Genomic DNA, 16,261 nt, shown 5'->3' on the forward strand with positions numbered 1-16,261 from the left:
TCCAGAATCTCGGCGACTTCATATTGGCGCGGCAGGCTGCCGGCGACAGGTCGGGTGCGGATTACCGGCGGGAAATAGCCCATGCGCCCGTGTAGTTCGGCCAACAGCATGGCCGCGATGAAGTTCAACGATGGCAACATTACAAGGATCGGTTCGGTTTGCCACTGGCTAGAGGTTAACGGCGCCTCAAACAACATGGTGTTGAGTTGCGGCTCGAAGGGCTTTTGCTCGTCAAACTGGGGCGTGATGGCAATGACTTGAGTGATGGATTCACCAGTCATGCCCTCGATCTGTTCTCGTTGCGCCTGCGTTATCGGGTGAGAGAAGTTGAGTAGAATCATCGTCCATTCCGCTTTCATCGCGACGGGAGGGGCAACGTGGCCAGGTCAGCCGGCAGCGCTTCGGCCGCCTTGAGAATGCTGGCTACGGATCGAGGATCACGGCGCATGCCCACATGGGCGATGTCATTGCGCAGATCGGGCAGTTTGTTCCAGAGCGCCACGGCCTTTCCCAGCGCTTCGTCGTTGTCTGAGTCCATGCGCAATATCTTTTCCTCACGACGCAGGTGGGCCATTACGTTAAGCAGTTTCTCGGCTGCTTTCCTGTCATGCAGAAGATCCCAGTCGAGCAGAAAGGTCGCGTATGAAACGATCCATTCTCGGGCCAGGACAATGGCCTGCACATATTGTCGTCTTTTGACATACCATTCCACCAGCACCCGCTGTTTTGCCAAGCTCTCCCGAAGATTGGCGGGGTCTCTTGGATCGCCATCGAATGCCAGGGAAGTATAATCATTGGCCGTCCTATCCATAAGCAGGCTAAAAGGTTTTGCCCACGTACCTGCCTCATCCTCGACCGCGGCGAGACTGGGACCCAGCGCAGCGGCTGTTTCCATTACATCTTCTGGCCGCACTAGGCGGAGGACATTGCCCATCTTATCCAGGATCCCTGCCGTAGACTTAAGATTCGTCGGGAGATCATAGGCAGTGGCACGGTTCTTACTTTTCCAGGGAAGCTGGTGGGACTGCTGTAGCCGATGTGCCAGGGCATCGGAGTCGCCGGTGGCCAGGAATTGGTCGGTGGCAACGGTCCAGTCGAGTAGCGTCACAAAGAGCGTCAGGTCGAAGATCGGTGTTTCGTTGTCCTCTGTCCTAGCATCCCAGGCACCGTAGTAAACGGCCTTGACCGTGGCATCCTTGGCAACCTGCAGGAAGGCCAGGGCCAGGAAGCTAAGGAAGGGCAGGGAGCGAAAACCGTACGTGATATCGACGATCAACTCCTCTCCCTGACCGATATGATCGGTCAACTGGTCGAAGATTTGCCATAGGTCGGCCTCGCTGTGCCCGTCGGGGATCTCCACCGCTACCGGCTTGGTGTCCGGGGCAATTTCGTCGGCCAGGTCCTCGTAATGCCGCGCCTTCGCGGCCTGTGTTACGACGACCAGCGTATGTTCGGGTTCACAGATATGGGCAACCGCCGCTGGACAGAAGCAGGTTTCATAGCGCTTATCAGCCAACACATAGGTGGTCTCTTTGTACGGAGTGGTTCCGAGAAACGTAAGCAAAGTGGTCATTTTACACCTGCTCCAGGCTTACCTTGACCCAACCCAGGGGCCAGCCAGGTTGGTCGCCGACCCGCAAGAGGTGACGACTTTTCGGAAATGGATCCCCTGGCTTATGTTTGCCGGTTGGATTGAGATTATAACGCGACACCAGCCGGTCGAACGCGACGGGATCTTGCTTCAGCAACTTATTGAAGGTCTTTGTGTGCCAGCCACCTCCCCAGCCAATCACTAGGAGGAATTCATTGGGTTTGAGTTCTGTAAAGAGATTAACTGTATCACCATAGAAGCGATGGACGCCAGGCACGTCACGCCGCTCCTGGAAAAAGACGATCTCCTCCTCCAGGATGGTTTTGGCATTCTGTTGACCCCAGCGGGCAAGCTGCCCTAGCCAATCAGCTCCTCGTACCCAGTGTCCAATTTCCATGCGACGTCGCCGATCAAAGGGGGTGTTGCGATCCTCCATCAGTTCGGTGGGTATGTGGATAGGAAGCTCAAAGACTGTGCCTTTGACTACAGTCTCTACATCCACGTCAAGTCCCCGGCTGCGGCCTCGGTAGGACTGGCTTGCCGTTGGATAGATATGAGCGCGTCGCAACGCAAGTTGTTTCGGAGATAATGCAGCACTATCGCCAACCTGAAGGGCGCGGAGCAAATCCTCGTTAGGGTTCTTTCCAAAGAGCTGCTTTTCAACTGGTTGGCCGGCCCACTCGCGTTGTCGACCCAATCGGGACATGTCAGGTTCCAACTCGGCAGCAGCGCCAACGGCCAGTACCGTGCGGAGTGCGCCTTTGAGTGATGAGCCGGGTAAGTATGGACGACCGTAAATATCCTTGATCTGTTCACGGATATTCACCGTGGCCGGAGCGCCCTTTAACCGGTAGCGAAACAGAGGATGATCAGACCCGAAATCGTCGTTGGTCAGCCATTGCATCTCTTGAAGATCTGCCAGAGTGCGACCTGCCAGGGTGTGTGCCACCCGCGACATGTCCATGCCGTCATCCTCGGCGCGCTGAAAGACGGCTTCGAGCACCAGACCGCTGTCTGCAAAGTATACCCATCCGTCATCCATGGCTATCCAATCGATGTCGCGCACCAGGTTGGTCCCGGTCCCAATGTGAACGTCACTGAGCAGTTCGACCCTTGCGGTGAGGTTTCTTGCGATCATGACCGACCTCCGTCGAGTTGACGTCTCGTTTCAATTTGGTCTGAAGGCTTCATTGCAGCGTTGGCGATGCGGACTGGAAAGACAAGGCCATAACGGTAAACCGTGGGACCCTCGTTCTCGAAAAGTGTCTTCGGCGTCACGTCAACAAGGTCACCAAATGGCGTCACTGTTGACGGCCAGCGGAGTACGCTTCCGTCGGCAATCATGCGTATCGATGCCCGACGCAGATTCATGTATCCACTCAGACTCAGCCAGCCACGGCGCAGCTCAATTTCGTAACGAGCTTCCGGACCGATCACCTCGCGTTCGTTTGGTCGAGGATGGTAAGGCGAAAAGGTGGTGAAGAAATCACCATCCGACGCACCAATCGACCAATTCACGAAATCCTCGAAATTCGGAACAAACTGCCCGAAACCGCTGCTACGTTTTCCACCGATGCCAACCTCGCCCAACTGCTCGAATGCGCCCTTTATTAGCGCCTGGACGGACTCGTCAGCTGCTAACCACTCGACTACCGTGTAAAGCCCGGCGGAACTGTCCTTGGTACGGTTGAAGGCTGTACCGCCCAATGCGTAAACAGCGCTCTTCAATGTCTTGCGATCGACAGTAACTCTTGGCCTCAGGTGAGTGCGCCAGAGAACGGGCGATTGTGGCTTGCCTGTCTCAGGATGGCGAGCCATAAAACTCTCCAAGCCATCCTTTTCTTTGAGGGTGAGCCAGATTTTTCCGCCATGAATTGTAGTTGGCAAATCATTCTCGAGCGCCGCGGTGGGGCTTTCATGGCGCGCTAGCGCCCGAAACACGTTTGATGAAACCCACTGAACTGCCTTGAATTGTTTGCGCCGGCGCAAATCCGTGGCATTTGGAATTCGAGGCGGGCCAACCATTGGGTAGGGTAGAAAGCTCACGTCAGCGGCGTAAGGCATCAGGGATGTCAACCTGAACGGAGCGTCGCTAGGTGTTCTGGCCCCTCTGAACTCAGCCAGCAGCTCCTCCACAATATCTGCCCCGTGTTGATCGGCCAAGACGGTGCACAAGGCCGAAAACAGACTATCTGCTGGCAACCAGACGTCGCTTCGCTCCATACCAACACCGCGCCCGCCGAAGTGAAACTGTCCACGTGGGCGAAAACGCACGCGTGTGTAGCGAGTCATATCTATCTCCTAATCGCCGACATCTTCAAACGTCTGCTTCACCCAATCATTGATAGTTGTTACTAGGTGATCAGTGACGGGTTGGGCCCCGTCCACCTCGAACTTTTCGGTCTTGTATTCCGTTCCCTTTCGAGCGTAGACGTTTGTGATCTGGAACTCAACCTTTCCGCCACCTCGCGATCCCAGTCCGCCGAGATAGTCCTCTTCCACCAACTGAAGGGCTTTTAACACTGTCGCAAAGTGATCGCGTCCCGAGGCGTCGTATATCCCATAGGCCAACTCGAAACCCTCGAATAGAGTGCCGGCCGGAACTCTTTCGATCTGGCGTGGCACAGCGGCACTGGTTACCCGGTCGATGGTGGCTTCCCACTTGATCTCTGAATAAGGAAAATCGGTTTGGGCTCGGTCCAACTGGGCGGCGCTGTCGTCACCCAGGTAGACGTCGCGAACCACGAGACTGGTTGGGTGCGGAACGCCTTCGTCGCCGGTAACGCCGAAAACGGAGCAAACCGGGCAGTTGCGATACATCTCGCGGTATTCGGCATCAGACATCTTCTTTTGGCGACATATGTGTACGAAAACGCCTTTTCCGATACGCATATTCTGTTCACTTCCGTGAAGCCGTTCGGTGAGGGAACGCATTTTCCCCCGTAGACTGGAACCCGGGATGAAAGGACGATTTGTCAAAGGGTCCCGAATGATCGGCGAGTCCACTCCGCCGATTTCAAGCGCGCCTGCCGCTCCACCGATGTGAAGGCCTGTGATGGTCTTGATGTTACCCTGGAGGAATACGCGCCCGTGCAGCGTGACGCTCCTACGGTTCTTGTTGTTTGCCATGGTTGTCCTCCCTTATTTGCCGCCAGCGGCAGTATGATAGGCCAAAATCGCTTCGAAAAGGTCGACGAATCTTTCGAAGCGCTGCGTTTGTTCATCAATAGCCGAAGCCTTCGATACCTCGTCGATTGCAGTCGACAACACATTGGCCAGCGGCTTAACTTTTCTGTCCCTTGCTCCCTGGTAAGCCAAGCGCGGTTTCAACAGCAGCACTTTGCGCATTCGGGTTTGCGGTTCGTCTTTTTCCCAGTTGGCTTGGATCTGGCGCACGGTGCCGAAGGCCCCTCGAATCTGGCTTTTCGACAGCCTGTCATTCGCAAGTTCACTTCCAAAGCGATCCGCTTCGCGTACAAGAATGACAGCATCGCCTTGGGCAATAATCTTGCTGATGTCTTGATCGCTTATTCTCTTTGCCACAATTACGACTCCTTTCGTGTTAACCATTGGGCCCAGCGAGCAGCCAGTCCCAATTCTTCGATATTTCCATCCAGCAAAGCGTCTTCGAGATCTTTTAGTTCCTGTTCCACTCCCTTATGAGTGCTGCGTAGTCGCGCCAGAGCGTAGGCCTGTTGCCACATCCAGGGTCCCCAAAAGACCTTGAGGATAGCCTGACCATCGGTTGATGGCCGATTTCCAAAGGCGCCCCGATTTTCTTCCTGATCGCGCCGATATCGCTGTTCAATCGATTGCAACGTGCTGAGCAAACTGGACGGCAGGTTCTCGACTTGAAGAAGGCGAACCAGATGTTCCTGCATTTCGTCGATCTCATCGAAGTCTTGCCAGTGGTACGAACTTCCCAGGAAAGTGATAGCGTTCTTAGTAGCCAGGTGCCCCGATTGTTCGTAGTGTTTCGCTTGGTCGAGCGCCTCTTCAGCAAATTCACTGGCGGCATAAAGCGGGAACGTACCACCTACAACCGCGATTCCAGCCGATAGATGAATGGCCCGGTGGCCGCCGACGTAATCAACGAAGTTCTCGTAAATCGCTTGAGCAAGGGGCACGGTATGCGACCACGGACCGATCACAAAGAGGTCGTCGCCACCGGCGAAAAGCACATAGAACAGATCTTTGCCTCCATCCACCTGGCGGCAAATGTGATTCAACCATCCGGCAAAGAACCGTTCAAGAGACTGGCTCAGTTCAGCGGTTGCCATGGGTGTACGATTTGGCAATCCATTGACGATCAGGTCACCCAAATTGTCGACATCCATTCTGAGGATGCCCAGGCGTTTCAAGCCGCCAGTGCTGGCGCCAGCCACGACATCATTTGGTTTGATCGTGCCCTCATCGGTCATTGGCGTCGTTCGGGCCACCAGAAAAAAGCCCGTTACACCCTCTTCCGGAAAACCGTCCAGATCGAGGGCATAAGTGGATTCCCCAATGTTTTTCGATTCGGTAATACGATACCACTCGCCTGAAACCGTGTGTAGTGCACGCTGCCATGCGGAAAGATTGTTTGGTCGATGCTCGTCAATTATTAGAAAGGTACTCCGACGTCCCAGTCGTGCGGCCAGGTCCTGGAAACCAGCGCATTCAGAGCACTGCACGGAAGCGGCGATAGATGGATCCTCGGGCGCATCCGGATCCAGTGGCACAAACTGCTGGTCCGCTGGTCGTTGACGACGGCACACGGCACAGAATTCGTCCGTCTCCGAAGGTTCAGGCTCGAAAAGAGCTTTCCAGCCATCATCATCGGCCAGGGCAAGATTGCCAAAGGGTCGAACCTTGTTGGCTGCCACGGCATCCTTTACGCGTCCCTCATAGACCTGCCAGAGCGATTTCGGAGGTCGGTCATCCTGGGCGGTCGGTGTTTGGTGGAATCGAATTGCTTCCACCGGGAGTTCAGTACTCCCGAGAGCCACCGAAAGATCTCCGTGGAAACCGTCAAAGAGATCTTCGCCTTGGTCGATGCCTTGCAACAAAACGAGGTTGATCACGGAAGCGATCTCTTCGACTTTCTCCGGCAAATCATCCTGCCATCCAGTCAGTAGTACAAAATTACCCCCGGCATCATACACAACGTTTGCAGGCCCCAATTCAAGGTCGGCCACCAGTCGTCGAACCAGGGCGTTTCCGAGGAGCTGAATAAACGCAGATCTACCGCGCATTGCCTTGGCCGCTCCCTTGGATGTAACCAGGTTGATCGTCTTTTGGATGCCGGGAATGTCGCCGCTGATCAATCCCAGCCTTTCAGGCGTTGTAGCTGTAGTTCCACTGATTTGTGCCAGGGCAGTTACCATCTTCCACTGCTCAAAAAGAGAGACACCGCGTTCACCATATGAATTGGGCAGAGTACTCGCGTACTTGCGCATCAGGTGGAAAAATCGTTCGAAATCCTGTTCGGTTGCGCCTCCGGCCTCGAGGAACAGATCATACAAGCCCGTTTGGTCAGTTTGGATCGCCGCTGCTCGATCAACCGGCATGAGACACCAGGTTTCTGGGTCACCACCCTCCATTGCAAGACTTAGGGGTACGGGTCTAAGGTATTTTGGTAGCGCAGTTTCGCCATCAACCTCGATCCTGGTGAAGATCGATTGTAACGGTTCCTCCAAAGCCCCATTAGACCGATCAGGGTTGAGTAGGTCCAGAAACCCTTCTGTCCAGCCTGGCACTGCTGGATTGCCGCCGCCTGTTGCCCGTGCCACTAGAATACGGCCGTATTCGATAAGTCGGTTCACGTCATTTTCGTTCACATTGCATACCTCGCTTTCTGCAGATCAATGGTGCACTATTATCGACACCCCGAAGCCTGGCTCGGCATGGTCTCCAAAGAGTGACCCGCGCTCGCTCTGCGCGTCCTCCCAGCCAGCCGGGCCTCAGGGCTATACACAGTCTATCAGAGATTTCAGATCCTGTCATGGGAACCGGTTCCTAATTGCAATCGTCTTCCAAGGCGAAACAGGTCCCCAGCTCGGCGGCCAGCACGGCCCGATCGGTGGGCACGTCATCCCGGTAGCCCAGAAACTCGTGCAACTTGGCGTAGACCGACGTCAACTGGTTGGCGATGGTCTTGGGACTCTTGTGCATCTCGGCAGCCAGAAGATCGTTGTCCTTGCCCGATGTGGCCGCTAAGCGCGCCACAGCACGTTCGGCCGGCGTCAGCACCTGGTTTACGAAGACACGCCTGGCCGCCAGATCGCCGCGCAGGTGATGCTCCTGCTGGAAAGCGATGGCGTCCCAGGGATCGTCGAAGGCGCCCAGAGAAGTGGCGGCCGGCGAAACACTGCTCCAGCGCAAGACCGGTATCTCCAACAAGGTAGCATCGTCTCCCGGCTGCAGCGTCATGCGACCTGAAGCGCGCATGGCGTCACTCGATAGCAGGTACCAGACTTTATCCCCTTCTTCGAAGAGCAGTTGTGCAACCACCAGGGCGTAGATGCTCATCGATTTTCGCCCGCCCGATAGATTCAGGTCCACCTGCACACCCGCCTGCTTGAGCTGCAACACCGTGCGGTAGAGCGCCCGCAGAAAGGCCGCAGCCTCACTGGCCGTGCTGAGGTCGTCGATTGCCAGGCCCGAATCGTCCTTTACCGTGACAAAACCCGCTGCCGGTCGGGCCCGGCGCGACAGCTCCAACTTCAGGCTTTCCAGGGATGAAAAAATCGGTTCATGATCGGGATTGGTGTGAATCACAATCAGCTCGTCGACCCATCGGCCCTGGCCGCGAAGCAAATCCAAGCTTAGCGTCACGACCTGTGGCTGGGCGCCCAGCGTACAGATCAAGGCGGATTTGGCACTGCTCTGCTTCACGCCCGTCTCGCTTTCCAATCGCGGTGAACTTCGGATACCGTATGGCTCGAATTCGAGCCATACCAATGATCGACATCCTTGTGCGCGCTTGTGATGCAATGCATGACCACCCATGGGGAACTGTGGCCCCCGCAACGAATGGCGAAGAAGGTCATTTTATCCCGCGCCTTGAGTATAGCATTTTTCTGTTGAGGATTATATGATCTATATCAGGTTTGGGGACAAAAAGCGATTACAGTTTGTTCATGACTGATGTTGCGCAGGTAACCTATGCTCGGAAGACGGCGGGCAGAAGACGACGGACGGCCGACGGCGGTCTGCGGTCCCCGGTCGGCGGTCGACAGTCAGCGGTCGGCGGTCAGCGAATCCTGTTTCGTCTACCAGCGCTGGTGCACGTAGGGCCGGATCAGCTCGTTATACACCGCATCGACCGCTGCCATGGCCTGCGGATCAAGCGCATCCAATTGGCTGGCGGCCACATTGTCCACGACCTGGGAAGGCCGTTTCGCGCCCGGAATTACGCAGCTCACAGCATCGAACATCAGGATCCAGCGCAGTGCCAACTGGGCCAAACTGGCGTCGCCAGGAAGCAGCGGCCGCAACCCCTCCACCCCCTCCAGGCCAACTTCATAGGGCACACCTGAAAAGGTCTCACCCACGTCAAAATGCTGGCCGTAGCGGTTGAAGTTACGGTGGTCATCGCCGGCAAACTCGGTAGCGGCAGTCATCTTGCCCGTCAACAGGCCGCTGGCCAGGGGCACCCGTGCCAGGATGCCTACCTGGCGCTGCTTTGCGATGGGGAAGAAGAGCTCGGCAGGCCGGAGGCGGAACATGTTGAAAATGATCTGCACCGTCTCGACGTTGGGAAACTCGATGGCCTTCAGGGCTTCCTCCACCTTTTCCACGCTGACGCCGTAGTGCAACACCTTGCCGGCGCTCACCAGATCGTCGAGGATGCCGAATGCTTCAGGCATGTAGTAGAGCCCGGTGGGCGGGCAATGGAGCTGCAGCAAATCGAGAGCCTCCACCTCCAGGTTGCGCAGACTGCGCTCGACCCAGGCGGTCAGATTTTCCCGGGTATAGCCCTCCACGACCTGAGCGGGCAGTCGCCGGCCAGCCTTGGTAGCGACGTAGATTCTCTCTCCAGGTCGCTCCTTCAACACCTGGCTGATGAGTTGTTCGCTGCGCCCATCTCCATAGACGTCAGCCGTGTCGATGAAATTGACCCCCAGATCCAGGGCGGTGCGAAGCGCCTCCAACGACTCGTCGTCTTCCACATCGCCCCAGCCACCGCCAATGGCCCAGGCGCCAAAGCTTACCTCGGACACCTGCCAACCGGTTCTCCCAAGTGCTCGATATTTCACCTTTATCTCCTTTGCAGTGAAAAGAAAAAACATGACCGCAGATAACCGCTGATAAACGCAGATCAGACAAAAAAAGATCAGAAAAGATCGGCGAAAATCTGCGCCGTAGGTCTGCGTGAATCAGCGGTGAAAGGAAAAAAACACAACCCCTGTCCAGTTCAGTTGAGTCTGGCCTGCAGAGCCATCCAGGCGGTCCGGGCCAGATCGTAGGTCGGATTCTCGCGCAGGGCGAGGCAATAGTACTCCAGCGCCCTGGGCCAATCACCCATCTTTTCGAAGATACGGCCCAGGTTGTAGAGAGGATAACAACGGGCATCGTAGCGCTCTGCCACCAGCGCCTTGCGGAACCAGGAGACAGCTTCGTCGTCGCGGCCCAATTCCATCAGAAACGCGCCGATGTCGTTGTACGGATTGCCGAAACTGGGATCCACTTCGATGGCCCGTTTACACTCTGCAATGGCCTCTCCGTACAAGCCAAGGAAGCTGTATACCCAGCCAAGAAAGGTGTGGGCTTCTGCAGTTGGGCAAAGCTGAATCGACTCCCGATAGCGTGCCATGGCATCTGCCCACAGCCCCTGGGATTGAAGTTCATATCCCTCCTGGAAAAGGGCCAACGCCCTGCTCCAGGCCTGGGTTTCGTCCTTCTGCGCCCGCAATCCGTCCTGATCAGACATAGTACCTAAACGCTCGTTTTCCTGCCCGGTGAAAAAAGAGATATGCCACCAACACTTGCGTCGCACCTACCAACGTTTTTCGCGCGTACAATGGCTTGTCCCGGTCAGATATTATGCCACAGGCAACATGGGAGGTCAACCGAAATCCGGGCTGCGATGATGTTGACTGGCTTGCGAACCGAGGCTATAATCGTGGTCAATGTCACATTCGATGCCGGCCACGTTCACCGTTTGCACGATACAACCTGCCATACAATGGGGAGATTCCGCTGCGACTTTCACCCGGATCGCCGCGCTGCTGGATGCAGCCTGTCAACAGTCGGACCTGGATCTGGTCCTGCTGCCAGAACACTTCAACGCCACGTCGGACGAGCCGGGCGAGAGCGCCAATTGGCAGGAAGCCCAGGACTTTGCATCAGGTCTGGCGCGCAGCTGCCAGTTGAACCTGGTTGCCGGATCGGTAGAACGCTGGGATTTTGCAGAATCGACGCGGCGAAACACAGCCGTGGTCTATGACCGCCAGGGTGTGGAAGCCGGACGCTACGACAAACGAAAACTGTTCAGGTTCGAGCACCAAAGAGGGGTATCCCCGGGTCAGGAATCATTGAGGGTTCACCTGGAAGGAATCGGGGTTGGCGTTCTCATATGCGCCGATCTGTGGCACCCGGAGTTGATCAGGGAATGGGCTGGCTCGATCGACGTTTTATGTGTGCCATCCCAGACAGCCATTCGTCCGGAATCATCGAGCGAATATGCCAGGCTTTTGTGGCGAAATCTTGCCATGACGCGAGCCCAGGAAAACGTCATCGCGCTGGCAGTCAGTGATCATGCAGCGACTTCCCAATCACCCTATCGTGTCGGTGGCGTGGCATCGATCACAGACCCAAGCGCCGAGCCCGATTTGAGTGCTATTCAGTTGATTCTTGACAAAGGGGTGGATGGTTATCTGATCCGTACCGTTGAGTTGGATCGTTTGGCACAGTTCCGCCAGTATCGCCGGCAGAACGGCCTTCTGCCAGAGGCGGCGTCCGCCTGATGGTTAACGGCTTGCCTGCGCATCGCCGGCGGGCTGCGTAAAGCCCAGGTAACGCCTGATCAAGGCCTCTGCTCTGGCAACCAACTCACGCCGGTCGTAGGGCGTCAGCATGAAACTATCGGCTCCCAACTCGAGGGCCTGGATTCCCATGTTACGAGCTGTCCATTCTACCAGAATCAGTACCGGCACCTTCGATATCTGACGCAACTCAACGCAGTATGTCAGTCCATCAGGCTGATTGGCATTGAGTGCTATAGCCACCAGGTCGTAATCCCCCAGGTTGTCCTTTGTATGACTGGAGAGTGGCAGTTTATCGACCCAATGGCCGCGGCGCCGAAGGATAGCCGCGGACAGTTCCTCGACGATATCCTGGCCTGTCACAGCAATCAGAATCTTGGATTTGGTGGCAGCAGTGCCGTCCATTATCGACTGGCTTGCATCGTTCATGAGAGGGCTATTATAAATCAGCTTATCGAAATGTGCGACTTGAAGGGTACCGGAATCACCCCGGCTGTTGACATGAAGCGCCACTTATGATACAAGTATACCACGAACTACGAACGTTGTCGTCTCGCTCGCGCCATCTTGTCGTTGTTAGAATTCACCCATCAAAAAAGATCGGCGTGAATCTGCGCCGGAGGTCTGCGTTAATCTGCGTTCCTCTGGCTTGTCCAGGTTAGGAATTGCCCTGGTTCGGGAGGAATCAACATGAGTACAACAGATCTACTGGCCCGTTGGTCCAACCTCTCCTGGGAGGAAATCGAAGCCGAGCTGGAAACCGGACCTGAAGAGTCGGTCACCGAGTTCTTTGGACCAGAATCGGCCGCCGAATTGAGCGCTTTGGCTGAACCGGTGGCTTTCCATGGCCAGAAGGAAGCTGTGATTCTGCTGCCCGGCATGATGGGTTCCTTGCTGAGCAGCATTCGGGGAGTGACCGGCCTGGTATGGATCAATCCCAAGGTCATCCTGCAGGGCAACAGTGATTTCCTTACGCTCAACAGGGAGGGGACTGGCGACGGCCACCCCATGGTTGAGATGGTAGCTACCGGGGCTGAAAAGATCACCTACCTGAGAATGGCCCTTTCTCTGCGGCGCGAATGTCAGCTCTATGAGTTCCCCTACGATTGGCGCCGGCCCATCGGCTTCAATGGCAAGCTCCTGGGGCGATTTATCGAGCGGTGGGCGGACGAGGATGACAGCATGCAGTTCACCCTGGTGGGCCACAGCATGGGTGGATTGGTTTCCCGGTCCTACGTTGCCCAGATGCCCGACCATGCCAGAAAACGCGTGAAGCGGGTCGTCATGCTTGGCACACCACACTTTGGTGCGGCAGGTGCAGTTGCCGATATCATGAAAGGCAACCGGATCATGGCATTGGCGAAGGCGCTGAACCGCGGCAACGATGTGCGCAAAGTCGTCATGAACATGCCCAGCGCCTATGAGTTGCTTCCAGCTCCACGTGACCTGTTTCCTGCCAGCCGGCCCTATCCGGTCAACTGGGACCTGTACGATGCCCGGGAATGGCGTTTGCAGGGGGTGCGCCAGGACTATCTGGACGCCGGCAAACGTTTTCATGAGTTGCTGGCAGACCATGATCACCCGGTAGAAATGGTTGAAATCGCCGGTTGCCATCAGGATACCATTGTCGACGTGCACCGCAGTTTCGGCGCGGACGAAAAACCCCGGCTGGATGTGATCCGGCAGGATGAAGGCCCCGACTCCGGGGATGCCACTGTGCCGCTCTATTCGGCGATCCTGCCCGGCGCCCGCATCTACTACATGGAAGAGGTGCATCGCTACCTGGCCCGCAACAAAAAAATCATCCAGGCCACGCTTGACCTGATCTATGATCGAGAGCCAGACCTTCCGACGCAACTGCCTGAACCGGAAAAAGGCTTGCTCAGCTTTGCTCCGGCAGGTCCTGTCAGCGTCGAAGAGGAAGCGGCGGATCTGCGGGAACGCATCGAATCTGGCACCTTGAGCGAACAGGACCTGGACAAGTTCTATTTTATCGGCGCGTAGACAGCTTACAGGTGGGAATCGAGGTTATTACGCATAGCGTCTTTACCCAGTTTTGCGAAACTTGCCAAGCAACACCGATGTTGTTATAATGCCGTGAACATTTGACTCAACCTCGCGGGTTTAGACCGCGTGGGGATGGGCCGTGGATTTTGAAAGAGAGCGAATCTCTTTGATTTGCAGGGCCCGGAAGCTGCCGAATCTGGCAGGGCCAGAGTATGGCCTGCTCTATGGTTTTCTGGGGAGCAGTCGCTCGCTGTTTGAAACCAGTGTAGAGTAGAGGACATAGGTTGGCAAACTGTCGCCGTTTTCTCAGCAATCGGCTGTGCAGTCCTGTTATGTTGACGCGCGGGGAGCGCGCCAGTTGGTGATTTATCCGTGACTGAAAACGCACATGGTGGCACTGAAACTACGTCTCCAGCGCTTGAAGAGCGTGCAGCTCTGATCGAAGCATTACTCTATGTTGCCCCAGGTCCAGTGACCGTTGAAAATCTGGCTGCGGCGCTGGAAGTGAACGGGAATCAGGTAGAGGAGGCGCTTCAGCTTCTGTCAGGTGCCCAGGAAAATCGGGGATTACAGATTCAACGCATAGGCTCCAGGGTGCAGTTGGTCACGTCACCTGACGCGGCCGTCTACATCGAACGCTTTCTGGGTCTCGACCTGCGAACGCGCCTTTCCCCGGCAGCCATGGAAACTTTGGCAATTATCGCCTACCGACAGCCGGTGACCCGTGCACATATCGAAGAGCTGCGAGGTGTAAGCAGTGACGGTGTGCTGAGAACGTTGCTGCACCTTGGCCTGGTCGAACAAGGCGAGAGGCTGGAGCAAGCCGGGCGGCCCTTCCAGTACAGAACAACTTTCGATTTCCTGCAATATTTTGGCCTCAATTCGCTGGAATCGCTGCCCCCGTTGGGGATAACCGAAGCTGAAGATCGATTCGGTGAGGCCGAAGAACCGGAGCAGGGGGAAACAGCAGAAGGCGATACCCACTCACACGACCATTCATGAAACCACTATACGCCTAACCTCGATAGTAGAATAGGGAGATACTTCACATGGCAACCGACCTGTGGCAAATTCGGCGCAAGAAGCGTTATTCGCTCGATGAACTTTCCAAACGCTGCGGCATCCACCCGGGCCTTATCAAAGCCTACGAATTGGGCGAACGAACCATTCCGTTGGCAGACCTGGAAAAACTCGCCCTGGCGCTGGAGGTCGAATCGTGGGACATCAAGGAGTTGTCCGATCCCCCACCGCGAAACTCCAGCCGGTCCCAGCCCCAAGAGCCCCAAGAGCAGCAAGAGCAGCAAGAGCAGCAACAGCCTCCTGACGACGTACGCGGGCAGTCCCGCTACGACTCGTCGCCGAGCTACTCACGATACGCGAACGATATCAGCCAACCCTACGGCAGCAGCCGTCCGGGTTCCGGCAGTAGCGAGCGCCGATCCCACGGAAGCGACCGCGAGCGCCAGGGTGGCTCGCGCTATGATTCGGGCTCTGGCAGCTACGACCGGAGACCTACCTACAACAACCGGGGTCGCTCCCCTTCCAGGTCATCCCGCTCTGGATATCGTGACCGTCGCAGCCAGCCGCGCAAGAAGAGCCCGCGTCGCCAGAAGGCCGCACCAGCCCGGGCGACGCAGATCGAACACTTGAAGAAGTTGCTGGTCCGTCTTGATATGTCCGGAGACGATTTCATGCGCTTGGCAGGCAAGCCGCTTAGCTTGTTGACCCGCAAGGAAGCGGCTCATCTTCTGACGACCTGCCAGGATCTGCTGGCGACACGAAAGCCGCCCAAACCCAAGGGAAAGCGTCAGCGCCCATATCTGCCAGAGTCGGTGGACGAGCACGAACTGGTCTACTTGACGCAGGTGCAGATGGACAAACGAAATCTCAAGTTGACGCTCTTCAACGGCGAGCCGATGGAGGGAACTCTGCTCGGCTTCAGTCCCTACGCCTTGACATTAGCCACGCCAGAGGGACCGGAAGTCACAGTGCAAAAACTGGCAGTCGCGTATTACGCGGTTGATCCTGCACCGGCCGTGGAAGAGGATGAAGAGGACGGGGAATCAGCATGAGTACAGGCGACTATGTTCGTTATTTACGGGCATTGAAGGGTGGACCGACTCCCTATGAGATGGAAAAAACCAGCGGGCTCTCTTCCAGCGTCTACCGGCAGATTGAGCAGCGCTACCGCTCCACTGGCAGTGAGGCAGACTTCACCATACTCGCCGAGTTCTTTGAGGTGCCTCTTGAAGAATTCACTGAACGGGACGCATGGAGCCGAAAGCGGCTGAGTTCATTCCTGGTTGACGCCATGGAGCAGCAAGTCCCGGTGCGTTTTGAACTCCGCTTCGGAGAGAGTATCTCCGGGACCGTAGTGTGGTCTGACCTTGGTGCCGTCATGGTTGCAGGGGAGGACAACCGCGACCTGGTCGTGCAGCGTCACATGATCGATCGGTGGGAAGCGCTGGGCGAGTTTCACCCGTCCGAAGAATTGAGCGAGGACGACAATCCGGAGGGTGAATGGCTGCCGGAAGCCTAAATGCGGTTCTGGTGACTTCCCCTCAGTAATCCTTGGATCGAAATGCCTTGACCCGGCGACGATTTGGTAGTTAAACCGTCGTTGGGTCAGGGTGTTTTTTTTCAGGGGGTGCAGGTTAGCGATTCGTAAATCGATCAGCGATTCGCTATAATGACG

Annotated in this window: 16 protein-coding genes; 5 read left to right on the plus strand and 11 right to left on the minus strand. The window is 56.3% G+C overall.

Annotation, left to right across the window (positions count from 1 at the left end; all coding sequences use genetic code 11):
* From csx15 to U9R25_15045, 10 genes are all read right to left on the minus strand, one after another.
* Positions 1–341: CRISPR-associated protein Csx15 (gene csx15 / locus U9R25_15000; protein MEA3337212.1), on the minus strand; the 341-nt coding region annotated here is incomplete at its 3' end.
* Positions 342–355: 14 nt separating this feature from the next.
* A complete protein-coding gene (gene csx2 / locus U9R25_15005; protein ID MEA3337213.1) occupies positions 356–1,573 on the minus strand; it encodes a TIGR02221 family CRISPR-associated protein in 1,218 nt (405 codons plus the stop codon).
* 1 nt (position 1,574) lies between these two features.
* Positions 1,575–2,729, minus strand: a complete 1,155-nt coding sequence (csm5, locus tag U9R25_15010) for a type III-A CRISPR-associated RAMP protein Csm5 (GenBank protein MEA3337214.1) — start codon at positions 2,727–2,729, stop codon at positions 1,575–1,577.
* Positions 2,726–3,883 (minus strand): type III-A CRISPR-associated RAMP protein Csm4, encoded by a 1,158-nt coding sequence (gene csm4 / locus U9R25_15015; protein MEA3337215.1) that lies wholly within the window; start codon positions 3,881–3,883, stop codon positions 2,726–2,728. Before csm4 ends, csm5 begins: the two co-directional genes overlap by 4 nt.
* A 9-nt stretch (positions 3,884–3,892) precedes the next feature.
* Positions 3,893–4,720: a type III-A CRISPR-associated RAMP protein Csm3 gene (gene csm3 / locus U9R25_15020; GenBank protein ID MEA3337216.1), complete on the minus strand. Its 828-nt coding sequence runs from the start codon at positions 4,718–4,720 to the stop codon at positions 3,893–3,895.
* A 12-nt stretch (positions 4,721–4,732) separates the two neighbouring features.
* Positions 4,733–5,134, minus strand: coding sequence for a type III-A CRISPR-associated protein Csm2 (gene csm2 / locus U9R25_15025; protein MEA3337217.1), 402 nt, complete (start codon positions 5,132–5,134; stop codon positions 4,733–4,735).
* Between the two features lie 2 nt (positions 5,135–5,136).
* Positions 5,137–7,140 (minus strand): type III-A CRISPR-associated protein Cas10/Csm1, encoded by a 2,004-nt coding sequence (gene cas10, locus U9R25_15030; GenBank protein MEA3337218.1) that lies wholly within the window; start codon positions 7,138–7,140, stop codon positions 5,137–5,139.
* A gap of 448 nt (positions 7,141–7,588) precedes the next feature.
* Complete coding sequence (locus U9R25_15035; protein MEA3337219.1) at positions 7,589–8,533, minus strand: CRISPR-associated ring nuclease; 945 nt, start codon at positions 8,531–8,533, stop codon at positions 7,589–7,591.
* Positions 8,534–8,844: 311 nt separating this feature from the next.
* A complete protein-coding gene (locus U9R25_15040; protein MEA3337220.1) occupies positions 8,845–9,831 on the minus strand; it encodes an aldo/keto reductase in 987 nt (328 codons plus the stop codon).
* 158 nt (positions 9,832–9,989) lie between these two features.
* Positions 9,990–10,505 carry a tetratricopeptide repeat protein gene (locus U9R25_15045; GenBank protein MEA3337221.1) on the minus strand — a complete coding sequence of 172 codons (516 nt, stop codon included), beginning with the start codon at positions 10,503–10,505 and terminating at the stop codon, positions 9,990–9,992.
* Positions 10,506–10,704: 199 nt separating this feature from the next.
* Here U9R25_15045 and U9R25_15050 point away from each other — a divergent pair, with 199 nt between their 5' ends.
* Positions 10,705–11,541, plus strand: coding sequence for a carbon-nitrogen hydrolase family protein (locus U9R25_15050; GenBank protein MEA3337222.1), 837 nt, complete (start codon positions 10,705–10,707; stop codon positions 11,539–11,541).
* A gap of 3 nt (positions 11,542–11,544) precedes the next feature.
* On the opposite strand, the gene U9R25_15055 is transcribed toward U9R25_15050, so the two are convergent.
* Entirely contained in the window at positions 11,545–11,988 is a 444-nt protein-coding gene (locus U9R25_15055; GenBank protein ID MEA3337223.1) for a hypothetical protein, read from the minus strand.
* 261 nt (positions 11,989–12,249) lie between these two features.
* On the opposite strand from U9R25_15055, the gene U9R25_15060 reads away from it, so the two are divergent.
* The 4 genes from U9R25_15060 to U9R25_15075 all read left to right on the plus strand — a co-directional run bounded on the left by U9R25_15060 (position 12,250) and on the right by U9R25_15075 (position 16,105).
* Positions 12,250–13,563 carry an alpha/beta fold hydrolase gene (locus tag U9R25_15060; protein ID MEA3337224.1) on the plus strand — a complete coding sequence of 438 codons (1,314 nt, stop codon included), beginning with the start codon at positions 12,250–12,252 and terminating at the stop codon, positions 13,561–13,563.
* 375 nt (positions 13,564–13,938) lie between these two features.
* A complete protein-coding gene (gene scpB, locus U9R25_15065) occupies positions 13,939–14,568 on the plus strand; it encodes an SMC-Scp complex subunit ScpB (protein MEA3337225.1) in 630 nt (209 codons plus the stop codon).
* A 47-nt stretch (positions 14,569–14,615) separates the two neighbouring features.
* Positions 14,616–15,638: a helix-turn-helix transcriptional regulator gene (locus U9R25_15070; protein MEA3337226.1), complete on the plus strand. Its 1,023-nt coding sequence runs from the start codon at positions 14,616–14,618 to the stop codon at positions 15,636–15,638.
* Positions 15,635–16,105 (plus strand): hypothetical protein, encoded by a 471-nt coding sequence (locus tag U9R25_15075; protein MEA3337227.1) that lies wholly within the window; start codon positions 15,635–15,637, stop codon positions 16,103–16,105. The genes U9R25_15070 and U9R25_15075 overlap by 4 nt, the downstream gene beginning before the upstream one ends.
* Positions 16,106–16,261 lie beyond the last annotated feature (156 nt).

It is taken from the genome of Chloroflexota bacterium (assembly GCA_034717495.1).
In the GTDB taxonomy this organism is placed as follows: domain Bacteria; phylum Chloroflexota; class Anaerolineae; order JAAEKA01; family JAAEKA01; genus JAYELL01.

Coding starts and splice junctions, on each gene's coding strand:
- U9R25_15055 (MEA3337223.1), bottom strand. CDS start 11,988: ATGAACGATGCAAGCCAGTCGATAATGGACGGCACTGCTGCCACCAAA.
- U9R25_15050 (MEA3337222.1), top strand. CDS start 10,705: ATGTCACATTCGATGCCGGCCACGTTCACCGTTTGCACGATACAACCT.
- csm4 (MEA3337215.1), bottom strand. CDS start 3,883: ATGACTCGCTACACACGCGTGCGTTTTCGCCCACGTGGACAGTTTCAC.
- cas10 (MEA3337218.1), bottom strand. CDS start 7,140: ATGCCGGTTGATCGAGCAGCGGCGATCCAAACTGACCAAACGGGCTTG.
- U9R25_15060 (MEA3337224.1), top strand. CDS start 12,250: ATGAGTACAACAGATCTACTGGCCCGTTGGTCCAACCTCTCCTGGGAG.
- U9R25_15070 (MEA3337226.1), top strand. CDS start 14,616: ATGGCAACCGACCTGTGGCAAATTCGGCGCAAGAAGCGTTATTCGCTC.
- csx2 (MEA3337213.1), bottom strand. CDS start 1,573: ATGACCACTTTGCTTACGTTTCTCGGAACCACTCCGTACAAAGAGACC.
- csm5 (MEA3337214.1), bottom strand. CDS start 2,729: ATGATCGCAAGAAACCTCACCGCAAGGGTCGAACTGCTCAGTGACGTT.
- csm3 (MEA3337216.1), bottom strand. CDS start 4,720: ATGGCAAACAACAAGAACCGTAGGAGCGTCACGCTGCACGGGCGCGTA.
- U9R25_15075 (MEA3337227.1), top strand. CDS start 15,635: ATGAGTACAGGCGACTATGTTCGTTATTTACGGGCATTGAAGGGTGGA.
- U9R25_15045 (MEA3337221.1), bottom strand. CDS start 10,505: ATGTCTGATCAGGACGGATTGCGGGCGCAGAAGGACGAAACCCAGGCC.